Raw genomic sequence first — 18,837 nt, forward strand, 5'->3', positions numbered from 1 at the left:
CTCGCCGCAGCCATGGAGATGATCGCCGAGCGCGGGCTGGAGAAGCTCACCATGGCCGCGCTCGGCCGCGAGGTCGGCATGAGCAGCGGCCACCTCCTCTACTACTTCGGTTCGAAGGACGAGCTGCTCCTGCGGACCCTGGAGTGGAGCGAGGGCCGCCTCGGCGCGGAGCGGGCGCGGCTCCTGTCCGGCGGCGGCACGGTCCGCGAGCGTCTCGACGCGTACGTCGACCTGTATGTCCCCGACGCGCAGGGCGACCCGCACTGGACGCTCTGGCTGGAGGTCTGGAACCGCTCGCAGAACGCCGAGGCCGACGGCGACGCGCGCGAGCGGCAGGCCGCGATCGAGCTGGCCTGGCACCGCGACCTCGTCGCGCTGCTCGCCGAGGGCACCTCGCGCGGCGAGCTCCCGCCGCTCGACCCCGACCGTTTCGCGTCCCGGCTGCGGGCGCTGCTCGACGGCTTCTCCATCCATGTCGCGATCGGCCTGCGCGGTACGGACCGGGCCCAAATCCTGTCCCATGTACGGGAGTTCCTGGACGAGGCGCTGGTCAAGAACCCCGCGTAGCCCTTCGCGCGCGCCGCATCCGCTGACGTTCCATGAACACAAGTAAGCGTGATCGTTGCGCGGTACACCCTTGTCACGGAGCAGAGCATTCCGGCACCGTGGCCGCCCATGGGACGAGAGCAATGGAAGAAGATCCTGGTCGGGTCGGCCGGGAACATGGTCGAGTGGTTCGACTGGTTCGTGTACGCGAGCTTCGCCACGTACTTCGCGGGAGCCTTCTTCCCCGACGGGAACCCCACGGCACAGCTGATGAACACGGCCGGCATCTTCGCCGTCGGCTTCTTCATGCGGCCCGTGGGCGGCTGGCTGCTGGGCAGGGTGGGTGACCGCAAGGGCCGTAAAGCGGCGCTCACCCTGACCGTCACGCTGATGTCGGCGTCCGCCGTCCTCATCGCGATCGCGCCCACCTACGCGGTCGCGGGGTACGGCGGCGCCGTCGTCCTGCTCATCGCCCGCCTCCTGCAGGGCCTCTCGGTCGGCGGCGAGTACGCGGCCAGCGCCACCTACCTCACCGAGGCGTCCGACCCGAGCCGGCGCGGCTTCGCGTCCAGCTTCCAGTACGTCTCCATGACCGCGGGTCAGATCGTGGGCCTCGGCCTCCAGATCATTCTCCAGCGCACCCTGTCCGACGACGCGCTGCACAGCTGGGGCTGGCGCATCCCGTTCATCATCGGCGCGCTGGGCGCCGCGATCATCTTCTATCTGCGGCGCAACATGCTGGAGACCGACGTCTACGAGGAGTCCGCAGACGACGCGGGCGCCGACAGCAAGGGCACTCTCACGGCGCTGTGGGCGCACAGGCGCGAGGCGTTCCTCGTGATGGCCCTGACGATGGGCGGCACCGTCGCGTACTACACGTACACGACGTACCTCACCAAGTACCTCTCCAACTCCGCCGGGCTGAGCAAGCAGACCGCGACGCTCGTCTCGTTCTGCGCGCTGATCGTCTTCGCCTGCATCCAGCCGCTCGCCGGCAAGCTGTCCGACCGGATCGGCCGCCGCCCGCTCCTGATCACCTTCGCGGTCGGCTCCACCTTCCTGACCGTGCCGATCATGACGATGCTCAAGCACGCGGGCTCCTTCTGGCCGGCCCTCGGCCTCGCCCTGCTCGCCCTCGTCGTCGTCACCGGCTACACGTCGATCAACGCGTGCGTGAAGGCCGAGCTGTTCCCGACCGGCATCCGCGCCCTCGGCGTCGCCCTCCCGTACGCCATCGCCAACGCGCTCTTCGGCGGCACCGCGGAGTACGTGGCCCTGTGGTTCAAGGACGCGGGCCTGGAGTCGGGCTTCTACTGGTACGTCGCCGGGTGCGCCGCCGTGTCGCTGATCGTCTACCTGACGATGCGCGAGACGAGGGACATCGACCTGAACCGGGTCGAGGTCGCCGTGCCCGAGGCCGAGAAGCGCGCGGCCGAAGCGGTCTGAGCCCACATCGTGAGACCACGGTCCGGGCCACGCCCGGGCTGTGGCAGACTGCCGATGTGCTCTCGTTCGCCATGATTATTGGCAGCAGGCGCGCCGGTCCGCAGTGACCGCCACGTACGACCACGTACGGGCGGACATCGTCGTCTCGACCCGCGCGCAGACCTCTCGCACCCGCGAGGGGTTTTTTCGTTTCCTGGACCACCACACGCCAGGACCGGAGCGCGAGGGATCATAGGGGGACGGTGGAGCCGGTCATTCCGGTAGACCGAGATCCGACACAGGAGCCAGATCAGCATGACGGACGCAACCGACGACCATTTCCCCGCTTCCCGCGTCGACGACGACTTCCACGTCTTCGACACCACGCTGCGCGACGGCGCGCAGCGTGAGGGCATCAATCTGACCGTCGCGGACAAGCTGACCATCGCCCGGCACCTGGACGACTTCGGCGTGGGTTTCATCGAGGGCGGCTGGCCCGGCGCCAACCCCCGCGACACCGAGTTCTTCGCCCGCGCCCGGCAGGAGATCGACTTCAAGCACGCGGAGCTCGTCGCGTTCGGGGCCACCCGCCGCGCCGGCGCCAAGGCGTCCGAGGACCCGCAGGTCAAGGCGCTCGTCGAGTCCGGCGCCCCGGTCGTGACCCTGGTCGCCAAGTCGCACGACCGCCATGTCGAACTGGCCCTGCGCACCACGCTCGAGGAGAACCTGGAGATGGTCCGCGACACCGTCTCCCACCTGCGCGAGCAGGGCCGCCGCGTCTTCGTCGACTGCGAGCACTTCTTCGACGGCTACCGCGCCAACCCCACGTACGCCAAGGCCGTCGTCACGGCCGCGCACGAGGCGGGCGCCGACGTGGTCGTCCTGTGCGACACCAACGGCGGCATGCTGCCCGCGCAGGTCCAGGCGATCACCGCCACGGTCCTCGCCGACACGGGCGCCCGCCTCGGCATCCACGCCCAGGACGACACCGGCTGCGCCGTCGCCAACACCCTCGCCGCCGTCGATGCGGGCGCGACCCACGTGCAGTGCACGGCCAACGGCTACGGCGAGCGCGTCGGCAACTCCAACCTCTTCCCGGTCGTCGCCGCCCTGGAGCTCAAGTACGGCAAGAAGGTCCTCCCCGAGGGCGCCCTGCGCGAGATGACCCGCATCTCCCACGCCATCGCCGAGGTCGTCAACCTCACGCCCTCCACGCATCAGCCGTACGTGGGAGTTTCGGCGTTCGCCCACAAGGCGGGCCTGCACGCCTCGGCGATCAAGGTCGACCCGGACCTCTACCAGCACATCGACCCGGACCTCGTCGGCAACCGCATCCGCATGCTGGTCTCCGACATGGCGGGCCGCGCGTCCATCGAGCTCAAGGGCAAGGAGCTCGGCGTCGACATCTCCGACGACCGTGAGCTCGTCGGCCGCGTCGTCGAGCGCGTCAAGGAGCGCGAGCTCAAGGGCTACACGTACGAGGCGGCCGACGCCTCCTTCGAACTCCTCCTGCGCGAGGAGGCCGAGGGCCGCGCCCGCCGCTACTTCCGCGTCGAGTCGTGGCGGGCCATCGTCGAGGACCGCCCCGACGGCAGCCACGCCAACGAGGCGACCGTGAAACTCTGGGCCAAGGGCGAGCGCATCGTCGCCACGGCCGAGGGCAACGGCCCGGTCAACGCCCTCGACCGCGCCCTGCGCGTCGGCCTGGAGCGGATCTACCCGCAGCTCGCCAAGCTGGAGCTCGTCGACTACAAGGTCCGCATCCTGGAGGGCAAGCACGGCACGTCCTCCACGACCCGCGTGCTGATCTCCACCAGCGACGGCGCGGGCGAGTGGTCCACCGTCGGCGTCGCCGAGAACGTCATCGCCGCGTCGTGGGGCGCCCTCGAGGACGCCTACACGTACGGGCTTCTGCGGGCCGGGGTCGAGCCGGTCGAGTAGGCGGCACATGCGCAGACGCCGGAGGGGCCGCGGACCGGCCCCTCCGGCTTTCTGCCGCTCTGCTGCCAGGCGGAACGCCTGCTACCAGGTGAACGTCGCCGACGTCTTCGCGGGCAGCGAGTAAGTGGCGTGCTGCCCGCCCCAGTTGACGGTCAACGTCTTCGCGGACGTGCCGCCGTTGTACGCGATGAGCGCCTTCGAGCCGTCCGGGTTGCGCCAGGCGACGTTCGGCACGGCCGAGCTGCCGGTCGACGCGATGCGCTGGGCGCCGGGCCGGACGAACTTCGTCAGATGGCCCATCGTGTAGTACTCGACGGTGTAGTCGACCTGTCCGCTGCGCCCGTCACCGTTGTGCACGGTCACGAGCCCCGTGCAGGTGCCGCAGCCGCCGTTGTGCGGGCCCATGTTCTGGTCCACGGCGAGCGACCACTTGGTCACCGACTTCGCCCAGTTGCGGGTGTAGTCGACGATGTTGAGCATGTCCTCGCGCTGCTGGTCGGCGATCCACGTGCCGCCTGAGTGCTCGGTCCCGAAGGCGTCGAGCTGGGGGTAGCGGTCATGGATACTGCTCTGCTTGGCGACGTCGCCGCCGTAGCCGTGCCACGCGATGCCGCCGAAGTTCGGGTGCGAGCGCACCGCCGCGTCGTCCACGGTCTGCGCCGCGTACCCGTCGTACGTGTCCCAGTTCCAGTCGTGCGCGAGCACCTTGGTGTTCAGGCCGGCGGCGGCAAGCTTCGGCAGCAGCTCGCTCTTGGTGAAGTAGGCGAGCCCCGAGGCGTTCCAGCTCATCGAAGGGTAACCACCGCAGCACGTCGGCTCGTTCTGCGCGCTGACGTAGTCGACCGGGACGCCCCGGTCCCGGTACGCCTGGAGGTACTTCACGAAGTACGAGGCGTAGGTGCCGTAGTCCTCCGCTTTCAGCCAGCCGCCGTTGAGCTGTCCGCTGTCCTTCATCCAGGCCGGTGCGGTCCACGGGGAGGCCATCACGGTGACGTTCGGGTTGAGCTGACGGGCCTGCTTCGTGAGGGGCAGGACGTCCGCGAGGTCGTGGGCGACGGAGAACTCGGAGAGGTCGGGATCGGTCTGTCCGGCGGGCACGTCGTCGAACGTGTAGCCGAAACGGGCCAGGTCGGAGCCGCCCATCGGGTTGCGCAGGAACGACAGGCCGATGCCGTCGGTGGGGGAGAACAGCTTGCGCATCGTGGCGTCGCGCGTGGCCGGTGACAGGGCTCCGCTGCTGTTCATCAGCCAGGCCGCGGTGTCCGTGAACGAGGCGCCGCCGCCGGTGAAGGTCTGGTAGCGGGTGTTGTCGTCGACGGTGATGTTCTCGCCACCGCCGCCGGTGCCCGCCTGGAAGGAGAACGGGGCCTGCTGTTCGAGGCCGCGGACGACATGGCGTCCGCCGGCGTCGTCCGTGGTCGTGAGCCAGGCCGTGACCGGCTCGCCCGCGGCCTGCGCGGGGGAGGCCACGAGCCCGGTCAGGCCCGCGGTCGTGAGCAGCCCTGCGGCGAGCAGACGGGCCGCCCGGCGCGGACCCGAACGGACTCTTCTGGGGGTTCTCATGGTGCGCCGCCCTTCGTGGGGGTGAGGAGATGGGGCGTGCGAGGCGTGAGTAAATGACGGCTGCGAACGGGAGTCAAGGGGGGGCGCGTTCAGAAACTGAATGCTCAACTGCCCAGTAACCCGGCGGGAATTGGCTGTGCACCGGTTCTGACGTGAAGTCTTGACGGGTTCACGGGGCGCCAGTTAACTCACGGCGTGAGCTAAGTCTTGAGCTTCACCAGGGACTCCCGTCACCCCCAGAGGTTGCGGCGCGTACCCGAACCGGCCGAAGGGAAGTCCATGCGAAGAACCGCCCTGCTCGTCTCCGCAGCCCTGCTCACGGGGCTGCTCCCGCTCGCCTCGGCGGGCGCGGCGACCGGCGCCGAGGAACCGCCGCCGGTGCCCGTCGACCGCTTCGAGGGCGAGGTCCCCTTCGCGTCCCAGCCCGCGGAGGGCATCTTCACGTGGGGCGGCGACAGCGACGACCCGCCCAAGCTGGAGCTCGCGGCGCGGGGTGACGCCCCCGAAGGCGACAAGGTCCTCTCCGGGACGTACGACATCAGCGGCTACGGCGGCTTCACCCACGACTTCGCCGCGAACGAGCCGGGCCACGACTGGTCCGCGCACAAGGGCATCCGCTTCTGGTGGGACGGGAAGAACAGCGGCAAGCGGGTCAACTTCGAGATCAAGGACGGCGGTTCGAACGGCGAGGCGTCCGAGCTGTGGACGACCTCCTTCACCGACGAGTGGACCGGCTGGCACCAGGTCGAGATCCCCTTCACCGACTTCACGTACCGCACCGACTACCAGCCCGTCGGCGGCATCGACCAGAACCTCGGCCTCACCGAGATGTGGGGCTACGCGCTCACGCTGCCGACCGGCACGCCCGGCACCTTCGCCATGGACGGCGTCGAGCTGTACGGCAAGGCCGACCCCGCCCTGACCACGAAGGTCCTGACGGGCGCCGCCGTCTACCCGGTGAAGGAGGGCGGCACGGCCGCCGTGCCGATCTCGGTCGCCACCACCGGCTCCGCCCCGCTCGCCGAGCCGGTCACGGTCGCGTACGAGAGCGCGGGCGGCAGCGCCGGCGCGGGCACGGACTACACGCCGGTCAAGGGCGAGTTCACCTTCCCGGCAGGCACCGCTTCGGGCGCCGCGCACACCGTGTCCGTACCGACCCTCAAGGACAAGGCGGCCGAGTCCGCCGAGACGATCCCCCTGAAGCTGACGGTCACCGGCGCGAAGGCGCCCGCCGAGACCCCGCAGGTGGTGATCGACGCCCACGGGCTGCCCTACCTCGACACCAAGCTCCCGGTGAAGCGGCGCGTCGCCGACCTGCTCTCCCGGATGTCCCTGGAGGAGAAGGCCGGCCAGATGACGCAGGCCGAGCGCAACGCGGTCGGCACGGGCGGCGACATCGCCGCGTACGACCTCGGCTCGCTGCTCTCCGGCGGCGGCTCGACACCGACGCCGAACACCGCCGCGGCCTGGGCGAAGATGATCAACGGATTCCAGCTCCGGGCACAGGCGACGCGGTTCCAGATCCCGCTGATCTACGGCGTGGACGCGGTGCACGGCCACAACAACCTCGTCGGCGCCACGGTCCTGCCGCACAACATCGGCATCGGCGCGACCCGCGACCCGGGGGCGGCCGAGAAGGCGGGCGCGGTCACGGCCGCCGAGGTCCGCGCCACCGGCATCCCCTGGGACTTCGCGCCCTGCCTGTGCGTCTCCCGTGACGAACGCTGGGGCAGGTCGTACGAGTCCTTCGGCGAGGACCCCGCTCTCGTGAAGCAGATGGAGACCGTCGTCCAGGGGCTCCAAGGGGCACGCAGCGGCAAGGATCTCGACCGGGACGACAAGGTCCTCGCCACCGCCAAGCACTTCGTGGGCGACGGCGGCACGGAGTACGGCTCGTCGACGACCGGCTCGTACACCGTCGACCAGGGCGTCACGAAGGTCACGCGGCAGGAGCTGGAGGCGGTGCACCTCGCGCCGTTCCAGGAGGCCGTGGACCGTGGGGTCGGCACGGTCATGCCCTCGTACTCGTCGCTCGACATCATCGGCGACGGCGAGGGCCCGGTGAAGATGCACGCCGACGCCGCCATGATCAACGGAGTCCTGAAGGACCGCATGGGCTTCGACGGCTTCGTCATCAGCGACTGGCAGGCCATCGACCAGCTCCCCGGCGACTACGCGTCCGACGTCCGTACGTCGGTCAACGCCGGCCTCGACATGATCATGGTCCCGTCCGCGTACAAGGACTTCCGGACGACGCTGATCGACGAGGTGAAGGCCGGCCGGATCAGCGAGAAGCGGATCGACGACGCGGTCTCGCGGATCCTGACCCAGAAGTTCAAACTGGGCCTCTTCGAGAAGCGATCCGTCGGCACGGACACGAGCGGGGCCGCCGCCATCGGCTCCGCCGGACACCGCGCCGTCGCCCGCACCGCCGCCGCCGAGTCCCAGGTCCTCCTGAAGAACGCGGGCGGCGTGCTCCCCCTCAAGAAGAGCCAGAGGGTGTACGTCGCCGGGTCCAACGCCGACGACATCGGCAACCAGACCGGCGGCTGGACCGTCACCTGGCAGGGCTCGTCCGGAAAGATCACCGACGGGACGACCGTCCTGGAGGGCATGAAGAAGGCCGCACCCGGCGCCACCATCAGCTACTCCAAGGACGCCTCCGCGCCCACGGCCGGCTACGACGTGGGCGTCGTCGTGGTCGGCGAGACCCCGTACGCGGAAGGCATCGGCGACGTCGGCAACGGCAACGACCTGGAGCTCACGGCCGCCGACCAGGCAGCGGTGGACAAGGTGTGCGGCGCCATGAAGTGCGCCGTGCTCATCGTCTCCGGGCGCCCGCAGCTCATCGGCGACCGGCTGGGCGACATCGACGCGCTCGTCGCGTCCTGGCTGCCCGGCACGGAGGGCGACGGCGTCGCGGACGTCCTGTACGGGGCCAAGCCGTTCACCGGGCAACTGCCTGTGACCTGGCCGAAGTCGGAGGCCCAGCTGCCGATCAACGTCGGGGACACGGCGTACGACCCGCAGTTCCCCTTCGGCTGGGGCCTGACGACGCTGCGCACCCCGCCGGGCGGCGGCACGCTCACCCTCAAGGCCCTCGCCCTGGCGGCCGCCGCGGCGCAGAAGGCCGGGTCGGCCGAGGCGGGCCGGGCGGTCGTGGGCAGGGCGCGGCTGCTCGTCCAGCAGAAGGTGGGACAGGACATCACGCCGGCGGTGGCCAAGCCGTTCGCCGACGCCGACCACCTGCTCCTGTCCGGGCGCTACGCGGACGCGGTCGCGAAGCTGGCCGAGGCGTACCGCGCCGCGTGAGACGGCGCGAGGAGGGGCTCACCACCGGAGTGCGGTGGGCCCCTCCTTGCGGTACATACGGCATCCGGGCCCCTCCTGGGTTAGCGTCGAGGTATGAGGCCCACCCGTCGGGCATCGCGCCTGATATCCGTCCTTTCCGGTTCACTCCTCGCCCTGAGTGCCATGACGGCGGTGACACCGGGGGCCCAGGCGGCTGCCTCCGACGTCTCGACCGTGGCCGACGCCCTCAAGAAGAGCCCTGTGTACGTCGACCCGGCCGCCTCCGCGCAGCTGTCCGCCGGGGACGCCGACGCCCTCACCAAGAAGATCAAGGACGCGGACAAGCCCGTCATGGTGGCCGTCCTGCCCGCAGACTTCCCCAAGCAGGACCTCTTCACCGACCTGCGCACCAAGACCGGCGTCACCGGCGTCTACGCGATCCGTCTCGGCCAGCAGTTCGACGCCAGGGCCGACAGCCGGGTCATGTCCCAGGACGCGGTCAAGAATCTGACGACCAGTGTCCAGGGCGAGAACGTCACCACGCAGCTCAACGACTTCGTCGACACGGCGCTCCGCAACGCGAGCGGCTCCGCGCCCTCCGCGTGGGGTGCGGGCGGCGGCGGTGACAGCGGCGCACCGGTCGGCGCCCTGATCGCCATCGGCGCGGTCGTCGTCGCGGGCGGCGGCGCCGCGTACGCCGTGTCCCGCAGGCGGCGCAAGCAGCGCGAGGACGAGCAGCGTGCCGCCCTGGAGCAGCTCCGCGTGGTCGTCGACGAGGACATCACGGCGTTCGGCGAGGAGCTGGACCGGCTCGACTTCCACCCTGCCGAACCCGGCGCCGACGACGCGATGCGCGCCGACTACGAGCGGGCGCTCGACTCGTACGAGAAGGCGAAACAGTTCATGGCCGCCGCCCAGCGCCCCGAGGAGGTGCGCGGGGTGACCGAGTCCCTGGACGACGGGCGGTTCTCGCTGGCCATGCTGGCGGCGCGACGTGAGGGCAGGCCGCTGCCCGAGCGCCGGGTGCCCTGCTTCTTCGACCCCCGGCACGGGCCGTCCGTGACGGACGCGCGGTGGGCGCCCCCGTCCGGCGCCGAGCGCGAGGTCCCGGTCTGCGCGGCCGACGCGACCCGGCTCAAGGACGGCGTCGACCCCATGGTCCGCACGGTCGACACGGGTTACGGCGAGCGCCGCCCCTACTACGACGCGGGCCCGGCCTACGGCCCCTGGGCCGGCGGCTACTTCGGCGGCGGCATCCTGCCCGGGCTCCTCCTCGGCACGGTGCTCGGCTCGATGATGGCGAGCCCCGCCTACGCGGCCGACTACGGCTCCGGATACGGCGACTTCGGCGCGGGAGCCGGATATGACGGCGGGGACTACTCGGGGGCGGACTTCGACTCGAACGACTTCGGGGACTTCGGAGGCGGCGGGGACTTCGGCGGCGGAGGCGACTTCGGGGGAGGCGGGGACTTCGGCGGCGGCTTCTGAGCGCTCTGCCGGTCCAGAAAAGGGGAGGCGCGAAGGCAGGCGCCCCGGCTAGCCTGACCGCACTCTTACGAACCGCTTCCCCAGAAGTACGCCGCAGACGGGAAGCAAGCCGGCACGTACACACCGTGCGCGGTCCCGGAGGGGCGGCAGCGAGATTCCGCATGCCCCCTTCCGAAGGAGCCCCACCCCATGCGTACCGAAGCCACCCCGCGTATCGGCCTCGGCCTGCCCGTCGACGACCCCGCCGTCCTGCTCGACTGGGCCCGCCGCGCCGACGCGACCCCCTTCTCCACGCTCGGCCTCCTCGACCGGCTCGTCTACGACAACCCCGAGCCCCTGATCACCCTCGCCACTCTCGCCGGAGCCACCTCCCGCATCCGGCTCCAGACCGAGGTCCTGCTCGCCCCGCACCACGGCACCGCCCTGCTCGCCAAGCAGACCGCGACCCTCGACCGGATGTCCGGCGGCCGCTTCACGCTCGGCATCGGCGTCGGCGGACGCGAGGACGACTGCCGTGCCGCGGGCATCGACATCCGCCGCCGCGGCCGCCGCCTCGACCAGCAGATGGAGACCCTGCGGCGCACCTGGGCGGGCCACCCTTACGACGACGCCGGGGGCGTCGGCCCGATCGGCCCGGCCCCCGTCACCCCCGGCGGCCCCGAGGTCCTCTTCGGGGGCTTCGCACCGGCGGCCCTCGCCCGCGTGGCCCGCTTCGGCGACGGCTTCCTCGGCGCCGCGCTGCCTCCGCAGTGGATGGACCCGATGTTCCGCGATGTGGAGCGGCTCTGGGACGAGCACGGCCGCCCCGGCCGCCCGCGCCTGGTCGCCCAGGTCAATGTGGCGCTCGGCCCGGACGACCTGATCGCCCGTGCCCGCGACGCCATCACCGCGTACTACGGCTTCGACCCGCGCGCCGCGGGATCGGCCGAGCGCATGCTCGCGGCTCCCGCACAGATCCGCGAGGCGGTCTCCGGCTTCGCGGACATCGGCGCGGACGAAGTGATGCTCTACTGCTGGGGCACCGACCCCGACCAGGTCGACCGCCTGGCCGACGTGGTGTTCTGACGCCACCTGCCTGCCTCACCGGTGCTCGCGCTGCGCCTCCTCGTACTCCCGCGCGGTCGGCTTCGGCACCTGCGCACCCTCTCCGTGGAGGCCGCGCGAGAGGCGCACCCGGAGCCGCTCGGCCCGGGGTATGCGCCGCCGCACGCCGTTCACGTCGGTCTCCGGCCCGCTCTCCAGGGCGGGGGGCTGTTCGTGGGCGGTCAGGATGTGCAGCTGGGCCTGGGTGAGCGGCTCGTGGATCTCCACGTACTCGCCGTGCGGGAGGCGCTTGATGCGGCCCGACTCCCTTCCGTGCAGCACCAGTTCACGGTCGCGGCGCTGCAGTCCCAGGCAGATCCGCCGGGTGATCACGAAGGTGATCACCGGGCCTATGAGGAGGGCGACGCGCACGAACCAGGTGACCGCGTTCAGCGCCACATGGAAGCGGGTGGCCCAGAGATCGTTGCCGCCGCCCACCAGGGCCACCAGGAAGAACGTCAGCCAGGCCACTCCGAGCCCTGTGCGCACCGGCCGGTTGCGCGGCCGGTCCAGGAGATGGTGCTCGCGCCGGTCGCCCGTGACCCAGGCCTCCAGATACGGATACACACCGATCACGACGAGCACCGCGGGGAAGACGACCAGCGGGACGAGCACGCCCAGGGCCAGCGTGTGCCCCCACAGCGTGATCTCCCACCCCGGCATCACCCGCAGCAGCCCCTCCGCGAACCCCAGATACCAGTCGGGCTGCGCTCCCGTGGACACCTGGTCGACCCGGTAAGGCCCGTAATTCCAGACGGGGTTGATGGACGCGACGGCCGCGAGGAACGCGACGACGCCGAACACCAGGAAGAAGAAGCCGCCGGCCTTGGCGAGGTACACGGGGAAGAACGGCGCCCCCACGACGTTCCGCTCGGTCTTCCCCGGACCCGGGAACTGCGTGTGCTTGTGGTAGACGACCAGGATCAGATGGGTCACCACGAGCGCCGCCATGATGCCGGGGAACAGCAGCACGTGCACCGAGTAGAACCGCCCCACGATGTCGTGTCCCGGGAACTCGCCGCCGAACAGGAACATCGACAGATACGTCCCCACGACGGGCACCGACAGGATCGCCCCGTCGAGGAAGCGCATGCCCGTACCGGAGAGCAGGTCGTCCGGCAGCGAGTACCCCAGCAGGCCCTCGAACAGGCCGAGCAGGAGCAGCGTCCAGCCGAACACCCAGTTCAGCTCGCGCGGTTTGCGGAACGAGCCCGTGAAGAAGTGCCGCATCATGTGCAGGAGCATCGCGGCGACGAAGATCAGCGCCGCCCAGTGGTGGATCTGCCGGATCAGCAGTCCGCCCCGCACGTCGAAGCTGATGTCGAGCGTGGAGGCGTACGCCTCGGACATCCGGATCCCGTTGAGCGGGACGTAACTGCCGTGGTACTCCACCTCGTTCATCGACGGGTGGAAGAACAGGGTCAGATAGACCCCGGTCAGGACCAGGATCACGAACGTGTAGAGGCAGACCTCGCCGAGCAGGAACGACCAGTGGTCCGGGAAGACCTTGCGCAGGTACTTCCTGGACAGGGTGTGCAGGCCGAGCCGGCCGTCCGCCCAGTCCGCGAGCCGCTCACCGGCCGGTGCCGGCCCTCTCTCCCGCGCCGTCCCCGTGCTGCCTTCCGCGGCCCTCTCGGACATCAGGCTCGCTCCTCCCCTGGGCGCTCACCACATGGGTGCTCGACACTTGGACGGAAAGGACGGGCCGGAATGTGACATCACAGAGGAGCTTTGTGGCCCGCATCACATTCGTGTAGGCCCGGTCGGCCCGGGAGCTTCGACTGCCGGCGCGTGAAGATCTCCTCCGGCGCGCCGTGGCGCGACCACGGGGCACGGGTCGCGTGCCCGTCGAGAAGCCGGAAGAGATGCGTGGCCTCGCCGGGCAGATCGGTGTAACAGGACGCGTGGGCAAGGGTGTTGAGGTCCGCGACGTCCTGGCGCAGCGCGAAGAAGCAGGAAGTCGCGGAATCCCGCCCCTCGTTGTGCCGGGTGCCGCAGGCGGGGCGGACTTCCTTCGCTTTGGGCCATGTCGAGCCCCGGTTGGGCCCCCTGTACGACGAGAGCCCGCCCTTCGTCCGCGGGGGACGGGAAGGACGGGCGTGCTCGTGGTGCGGGGAGCCGTGAGGGGTCCGGCTCGCGGCGGCAGCGTCAGGCGGCGTTCTTGATCGCCGAGATGTCGAAGGTCAGCTTGATCTTGTCCGAGACGAGGACGCCGCCGGTCTCCAGGGCCGCGTTCCAGGTCAGGCCCCACTCGGAGCGCAGGATCTGGCCCTTGCCCTCGAAGCCGACGCGCTCGTTGCCGAACGGGTCCGTCGCCGAGCCGTTGAACTCGAGGTCGATCGTGATCGGCTTGGTGGTGCCGAGGATCGTCAGGTCGCCGGTCATCCGGTAGTCGTCGCCGCCCAGGGACTCGGCGGAGGTGGAGCGGAACGTCATCGTCGGGAACTCGTCCGTCTTGAAGAAGTCGGAGCTCTTCAGGTGGGTGTCACGGTCGGCGGAGCCGGTGTCGATGCTGCTCATCGTGACGTCGATCGACGCGGTCGACTTCGCCGGGTCCGCGCCGTCCAGGTGCAGGGTGCCCGACGACTGGGTGAAAGAGCCCTTGACGTTGGTGACCATGGCGTGACGGGCCACGAAACCGATCGTGGTGTGCGCCGGGTCGATGGCGTAGTCGCCGGTCAGCGCGGCGAGGTCGGGGCCGGCGGTGCCGGTGGCTGCGGGGGTGGCGTCGTCGTTCTTGCGGCCGAAGAGACCCATGACTGCTCCTTGGGGACGGGGCGGGGCGGGGGAGTCCGTTGAATGTTTAATGTTCAACGAGAATGACTGTAGCGCCATTCTGTTCAACTTTCAACATCAATCGACTCGTGTCTTCTCGATTACACCGTGTCATCACTCGACGCGCTCTGGCGGACGCGCGTAGAACTCGGGCACTATCTCCTTGCTCCACCTGCACAGCCGTCTCACAGCCAGCACGGTCACCAGCAGGAAGGACCTCCTCCCCATGAGAATCCGCTCGGTCGTGAGCGCCCTCGCGCTCGTACTCGGCGCCCTCTTCGCCCCCGGCTTCGGTGTGTTCAGCTCCGCCACCGACGCCCAGGCCGCCACCAAGATCAGCCACGCCACCGCGACCTCGATGTTCAGCCAGGTCGGCATCACCTGGTCGTCCTCCGGCGGCTGCTCCAACCGCAACAACTCCACCTGTACGTCCTTCGACCAGCTCAACCTCGCCACCGCCCAGGGTGCCCAGACCCTCAAGCGCGCCACCGGCTGCGCCCTGAACATCACCGGCGGCACCGAGACCGGCCACGCGAGCGGCACCTACTCGCACTGGAACGGCTACAAGCTCGACTACGGCAAGAACACCTGCGTCACGAACTACATCAAGAACACGTTCACGTACATCGGCCTGCGCGGCGACGGAGCCCCGCAGTACCAGTCGGGCTCCGGCAACATCTACGCCGACGAGGGCAACCACTGGGACGTCCTCTACTACAACTGCGGCGGCTGCTGATCCAACCGGCGCCCGCAGGCGCTGACTTGGACTTCCGGGCGGTGGTTGTTGGACTGCCGCCGCCCGGAAGTGCCGAGTCCGTTGACCGGCCGCGCCCGCGCCGATACCCAGTCCCCTATGTCACGAAGATCTCGCGCCGCCTGCGCAGTCGCCGCCGCATCGTCCGCCGTGTTCGCCCTCACGGGCCCCGTACTGCCGGCCGCCGCCGACCCCGCGCCCGCCGTGGCGCAGGCGGTCATCGGGTCCGCGCAGCTGTCCGTCGCCGTCGCCGACGACTTCCCGCGCGTCCTGACGTACACCGACCGCGCCTCCGGGGCCGAGCTCCTCGGCAGCACGAGCCCGGTGGACAAGGTCACCCTGAACGGCAAGGCGCACGCGGTCGCCGTGCAGGGCGCCCCGGTCCTCACCGGGTCCAAGGCCTCGTACACGCTGACCTTCCCGGACCTCGCCGGCGTCGAGATCGACGCCTCGCTGAGCGTCAGCGGGCGCGCGACGACCTTCAAGGTGACCGCGGTGCGGGACACCGCGGCGTTCCGGGTCGGCACGATCGACATCCCCGGGCACGACCTCGTCTCCGTGGGCAGTTCGGACGGCGGTGCCGAGACCGCGTTCACGACGCTGGACAACGACTCGACGCGGACCGCAGACGTCTTCGGCAAGGTCGCGGCGGACACCCCGGCCGACGCCTCGCCCGTCGGCGCCTCGTACGCCATCGTCAACACCGGCTCCCTCGCCGCCGCCGTCGAGTCCAACTCCACGTACGACAAGCCGAGCGGCAACACCGGCGGGGACCACGCCCGCTTCTGGCATCAGGCGCGCAAGTCGGCCGACGGCTCCACGCGCGTCGGCGTCTGGTCGGGCCAGTGGACGTACCGCGGCGAAGGGGCACCGGCGCCGGACAAGGACCTGCCGTGGGCCAAGGTCGTCGTCACGCCCGACGCGAACGGGGACGGCAAGGTCGACTGGCAGGACGGTGCGGTCGCCTTCCACTCGATCGGCGTGAAGGCGAAAGGCAGCGACGGCACCCCCGACCGGGTCATCACGCACATCCCCTTCAACTTCGCCAGCCAGGCCACGCACCCCTTCCTGCGCACGCTCGACGACGTCAAGCGGATCTCGCTCGCGACCGACAACCTCGGCCAGTTCGCCCTGCTCAAGGGCTACGCCTCCGAGGGCCACGACTCCGCGCACCCCGACTACGGCGGCAACATCAACAAGCGCGCCGGCGGACTCGACGACCTCAACAAGCTGCTCAAGGGTGGCAAGAAGTTCGGCACCAGCTTCGGCGTGCACGTGAACGCCACCGAGGCGTACCCCGTCGCCAAGCACTTCACCGGCGACCTCGTCGACCCCAAGGCCCCGGGCTGGAACTGGCTCGACCAGAGCTACTACATCGACCAGCGCCGCGACATCAACAGCGGAGACCTCGCCGCCCGGTTCAAGCAACTGCGCGAGGAGACCGACCCGAACCTCACGACGATCTACCTCGACGTGTACTACACGCACGGCTGGATCGCCGAGAAGACCGCCGAGGCCGTCCGCGCCCAGGGCTGGAACCTGGCCTCCGAGTGGGCCGACAAGTTCGAGCGCCAGTCCCTGTGGTCGCACTGGGCCAACGACCTCGACTACGGGCCCAAGACCGACAAGGGCCTCAACTCGAAGATCATCCGCTTCATCCGCAACGGCGAGAAGGACGTCTGGAACGGCGACCCGGTCCTCGGTCAGAGCGCCATCGACGAGTTCGAGGGCTGGACCGGCGAGAACGACTGGAACGCCTTCTACGACAACGTCTGGCAGCGCGACCTGCCCGCCAAGTTCCTCCAGCATCAGCAGATCACCCGCTGGAACGGCAACGACATCACCTTCACGGGCGGGCTGCGCGGCACGGTCGAGGACGGCCGGCGCACCTTCTACGACCACGGCAGGAAGGTCCTCGACGGGAGCGCCTACCTGCTCCCGTGGGACGGCGGCAGGAAGCTGTACCACTACAGCAAGGACGGCGGCACGACGAGCTGGGCCGTGCCCGGAGCGTCGTACGTGGTCTACAAGCTCACCGACAACGGCCGCGTGAAGACCGGCACCGTGCGGGCCTCCGGCGGCAAGGTCACGCTGAAGGCCGAGGCGAAGCAGCCGTACGTGCTCTACCCGGCGGACAAGGGGCCGCACGCGGTCGATCCGGCCTGGGGTGAGGGCACGCACGTCAAGGACCCCGGCTTCAACGACGCCCGCCTCGCCGCCTGGGACAAGGACGGCACGGTCGGACGCGACACCGACGACCACGGGCGCAACAGCGCCGCGCTGAGCGGCGCCGGCACCGACGCGATCGAGCAGCGCGTGAGCGGCCTCGACGCGGGCAAGCGTTACACCGCCTCCGCCTGGGTCGAGGTCGAACCCGGCAAGTCCCGCCGCACGACACTCGCCGCGGGCGGCAAGTCCGTCGCCGTCGAGCGCTCCACGCTGCAGAACGGCGTCTCGTCGAACGACTGGGGCGGCACCTACATGCAGCGAGTGAAGGTCAACTTCACGGCGCCCGCGAACGGCCGCACCACGCTGCGGATCGAGGCCGCCAAGGGCTCGTCCGCGAAGGTCCGTATCGACGACGTACGCCTGGTGAGCAACGCACCGTCGACGAAGCCCGGCACCGTCGTGCACGAGGACTTCGAGGACGTCGACCAGGGCTGGGGCCCCTTCGACAAGGGTGACGCCGGCGGCGTCACGGACCCGCGCACGCACATCGCGCAGAAGAACGCCCCGTACACCCAGGCCGGCTGGAACGGGAAGCTCGTCGACGACGTCATCGGCGGCGGCGAGTCCCTGAAGTCCCACGAGGAGAACACCGGCGTCGTCTACCGCACCTCCCCGGCCGACGTGCCGATGGCGGACGGGCACGCCTACAAGGTCGCCTTCGACTACCAGTCCAGCCACGCGGGCGCCTACCAGTGGGTGAGCGGCTACGACCGGATCGCCGCCGACGGCACCCCCGACCAGGTCGAGACCGCGAGCACCCCGATCGGGCAGCAGCGGACCACGGGCCACTACGAGGGCACCGTCACGGCGGGCTGCGGCGACGCCTGGACCGGTCTGCGCAAGCTCGAAGGGGCCCCGGACGGCGCCGACTTCGTGCTCGACGACTTCACCGTCACCGACCTCGGCCCGGCCGAGGAGAAGGCGGCCTGCGGCACCCTCGCCCTGAAGTCGGACGAGACGCTGGAGCCCGGCCAGAAGAACAAGGTGGAGGCCACCTTCACCAACTACGAGGCGAGCGAGGTCAAGGGCGCGTCCCTCTCGCTCGACCTGCCCGAGGGCTGGCAGGCCGAGCCTGCGGGCCCGGTCTCCCTCGACCCGGTCGCGCCCGGTGCCAAGGCGACGGCCACCTGGCAGGTCACTCCGCCGGTCGACGCCAAGTATCAGCCGTACCAGCTGAGTTCGAAGGCGACGTACACCGTCGGGGACAGCGCGCGGACGCTGACCGCGGGCGCCACCGTGCGCACGCTCCCGCCGCCGCCCACCACGGACACGTACGCCAGTGACCTGGACTGGACGGCCATGGAGAACGGCTGGGGCCCCGCCGAGAAGGACCTGGAGAACGGCGAGACCGGCGCCGGCGACGGCAAGCCGCTGACCGTCAACGGCACCGTCTACGCCAAGGGCCTCGGCACCGCGTCCCCGGGGAAGATCCGTTACTACCTGGGCGGCCGCTGCACCTCGTTCACCGCCGAGGTGGGCCAGGACGACTCGCAGGGGACGCGCGGCAGCGTGCAGTTCTCCGTCGAGGCCGACGGCGCCCAGAAGGTCCAGTCGCCGGTCCTCAAGGCCGCCGACAACGCGTGGTCCCTGACCGCCGACGTGACCGGCGCCAAGTACGTCGACCTGATCACGGGCGACGGCGGCGACGGCCCGGGCAACGACCACGCCGACTGGGGCGACGCCCGCTTCCACTGCGGTAGTTGATCCCACCGCGCTCCGGGGCCCCGCTCCCAGCGGCGGGG

General features: G+C 70.3%; 10 protein-coding genes and 1 pseudogene. 8 read left to right on the forward strand and 3 right to left on the reverse strand.

The window, feature by feature from the left end; translation table 11 throughout:
* Nucleotides 1-12 precede the first annotated feature (12 nt).
* The 3 genes from CG723_RS20910 to cimA all read left to right on the forward strand — a co-directional run bounded on the left by CG723_RS20910 (nt 13) and on the right by cimA (nt 3,912).
* Entirely contained in the window at nt 13-567 is a 555-nt protein-coding gene (locus CG723_RS20910) for a TetR/AcrR family transcriptional regulator (RefSeq protein WP_100595177.1), read from the forward strand.
* Between the two features lie 108 nt (nt 568-675).
* Nucleotides 676-1,992 (forward strand): MFS transporter, encoded by a 1,317-nt coding sequence (locus tag CG723_RS20915; RefSeq protein WP_100595005.1) that lies wholly within the window; start codon nt 676-678, stop codon nt 1,990-1,992.
* A gap of 294 nt (nt 1,993-2,286) precedes the next feature.
* Complete coding sequence (gene cimA, locus CG723_RS20920; RefSeq protein ID WP_100595006.1) at nt 2,287-3,912, forward strand: citramalate synthase; 1,626 nt, start codon at nt 2,287-2,289, stop codon at nt 3,910-3,912.
* A gap of 84 nt (nt 3,913-3,996) precedes the next feature.
* Here the strand turns inward: cimA and CG723_RS20925 are convergent.
* Nucleotides 3,997-5,475 (reverse strand): annotated as a pseudogene (locus CG723_RS20925) (glycoside hydrolase family 30 protein); the annotation flags it as partial.
* A 279-nt stretch (nt 5,476-5,754) separates the two neighbouring features.
* Here CG723_RS20925 and CG723_RS20930 point away from each other — a divergent pair.
* The 3 genes from CG723_RS20930 (at nt 5,755) to CG723_RS20940 (ending at nt 11,319) form a co-directional block, all read left to right on the forward strand.
* On the forward strand, nt 5,755-8,787 hold the full coding sequence (locus CG723_RS20930) for a glycoside hydrolase family 3 protein (RefSeq protein ID WP_100595007.1): 3,033 nt from the start codon (nt 5,755-5,757) through the stop codon (nt 8,785-8,787).
* Between the two features lie 93 nt (nt 8,788-8,880).
* Nucleotides 8,881-10,254, forward strand: a complete 1,374-nt coding sequence (locus CG723_RS20935) for a hypothetical protein (RefSeq protein ID WP_100595008.1) — start codon at nt 8,881-8,883, stop codon at nt 10,252-10,254.
* Nucleotides 10,255-10,443: 189 nt separating this feature from the next.
* Complete coding sequence (locus CG723_RS20940; protein ID WP_100595009.1) at nt 10,444-11,319, forward strand: LLM class flavin-dependent oxidoreductase; 876 nt, start codon at nt 10,444-10,446, stop codon at nt 11,317-11,319.
* A gap of 15 nt (nt 11,320-11,334) precedes the next feature.
* Here CG723_RS20940 and qcrB read toward each other — a convergent pair whose 3' ends face one another.
* Both qcrB and CG723_RS20950 read right to left on the reverse strand, forming a co-directional pair.
* On the reverse strand, nt 11,335-12,978 hold the full coding sequence (gene qcrB / locus CG723_RS20945) for a cytochrome bc1 complex cytochrome b subunit (RefSeq protein WP_100595010.1): 1,644 nt from the start codon (nt 12,976-12,978) through the stop codon (nt 11,335-11,337).
* Between the two features lie 507 nt (nt 12,979-13,485).
* Nucleotides 13,486-14,094 (reverse strand): YceI family protein, encoded by a 609-nt coding sequence (locus CG723_RS20950; protein ID WP_100595011.1) that lies wholly within the window; start codon nt 14,092-14,094, stop codon nt 13,486-13,488.
* A gap of 244 nt (nt 14,095-14,338) precedes the next feature.
* Here CG723_RS20950 and CG723_RS20955 point away from each other — a divergent pair, with 244 nt between their 5' ends.
* Nucleotides 14,339-14,848, forward strand: a complete 510-nt coding sequence (locus CG723_RS20955) for a hypothetical protein (protein ID WP_100595012.1) — start codon at nt 14,339-14,341, stop codon at nt 14,846-14,848.
* Between the two features lie 117 nt (nt 14,849-14,965).
* Entirely contained in the window at nt 14,966-18,799 is a 3,834-nt protein-coding gene (locus tag CG723_RS20960) for an endo-alpha-N-acetylgalactosaminidase family protein (protein WP_100595013.1), read from the forward strand.
* The last annotated feature ends 38 nt before the right edge of the window (nt 18,800-18,837 follow it).

Source organism: Streptomyces sp. CB01635 (genome assembly GCF_002803065.1).
Lineage (GTDB): Bacteria > Actinomycetota > Actinomycetes > Streptomycetales > Streptomycetaceae > Streptomyces.

Excerpts from the sequence above, each read along its gene's own strand:
- CG723_RS20910 (WP_100595177.1), top strand. The coding sequence starts at position 13 with ATGGAGATGATCGCCGAGCGCGGGCTGGAGAAGCTCACCATGGCCGCG.
- CG723_RS20915 (WP_100595005.1), top strand. The coding sequence starts at position 676 with ATGGGACGAGAGCAATGGAAGAAGATCCTGGTCGGGTCGGCCGGGAAC.
- cimA (WP_100595006.1), top strand. The coding sequence starts at position 2,287 with ATGACGGACGCAACCGACGACCATTTCCCCGCTTCCCGCGTCGACGAC.
- CG723_RS20930 (WP_100595007.1), top strand. The coding sequence starts at position 5,755 with ATGCGAAGAACCGCCCTGCTCGTCTCCGCAGCCCTGCTCACGGGGCTG.
- CG723_RS20935 (WP_100595008.1), top strand. The coding sequence starts at position 8,881 with ATGAGGCCCACCCGTCGGGCATCGCGCCTGATATCCGTCCTTTCCGGT.
- CG723_RS20940 (WP_100595009.1), top strand. The coding sequence starts at position 10,444 with ATGCGTACCGAAGCCACCCCGCGTATCGGCCTCGGCCTGCCCGTCGAC.
- qcrB (WP_100595010.1), bottom strand. The coding sequence starts at position 12,978 with ATGTCCGAGAGGGCCGCGGAAGGCAGCACGGGGACGGCGCGGGAGAGA.
- CG723_RS20950 (WP_100595011.1), bottom strand. The coding sequence starts at position 14,094 with ATGGGTCTCTTCGGCCGCAAGAACGACGACGCCACCCCCGCAGCCACC.
- CG723_RS20955 (WP_100595012.1), top strand. The coding sequence starts at position 14,339 with ATGAGAATCCGCTCGGTCGTGAGCGCCCTCGCGCTCGTACTCGGCGCC.
- CG723_RS20960 (WP_100595013.1), top strand. The coding sequence starts at position 14,966 with ATGTCACGAAGATCTCGCGCCGCCTGCGCAGTCGCCGCCGCATCGTCC.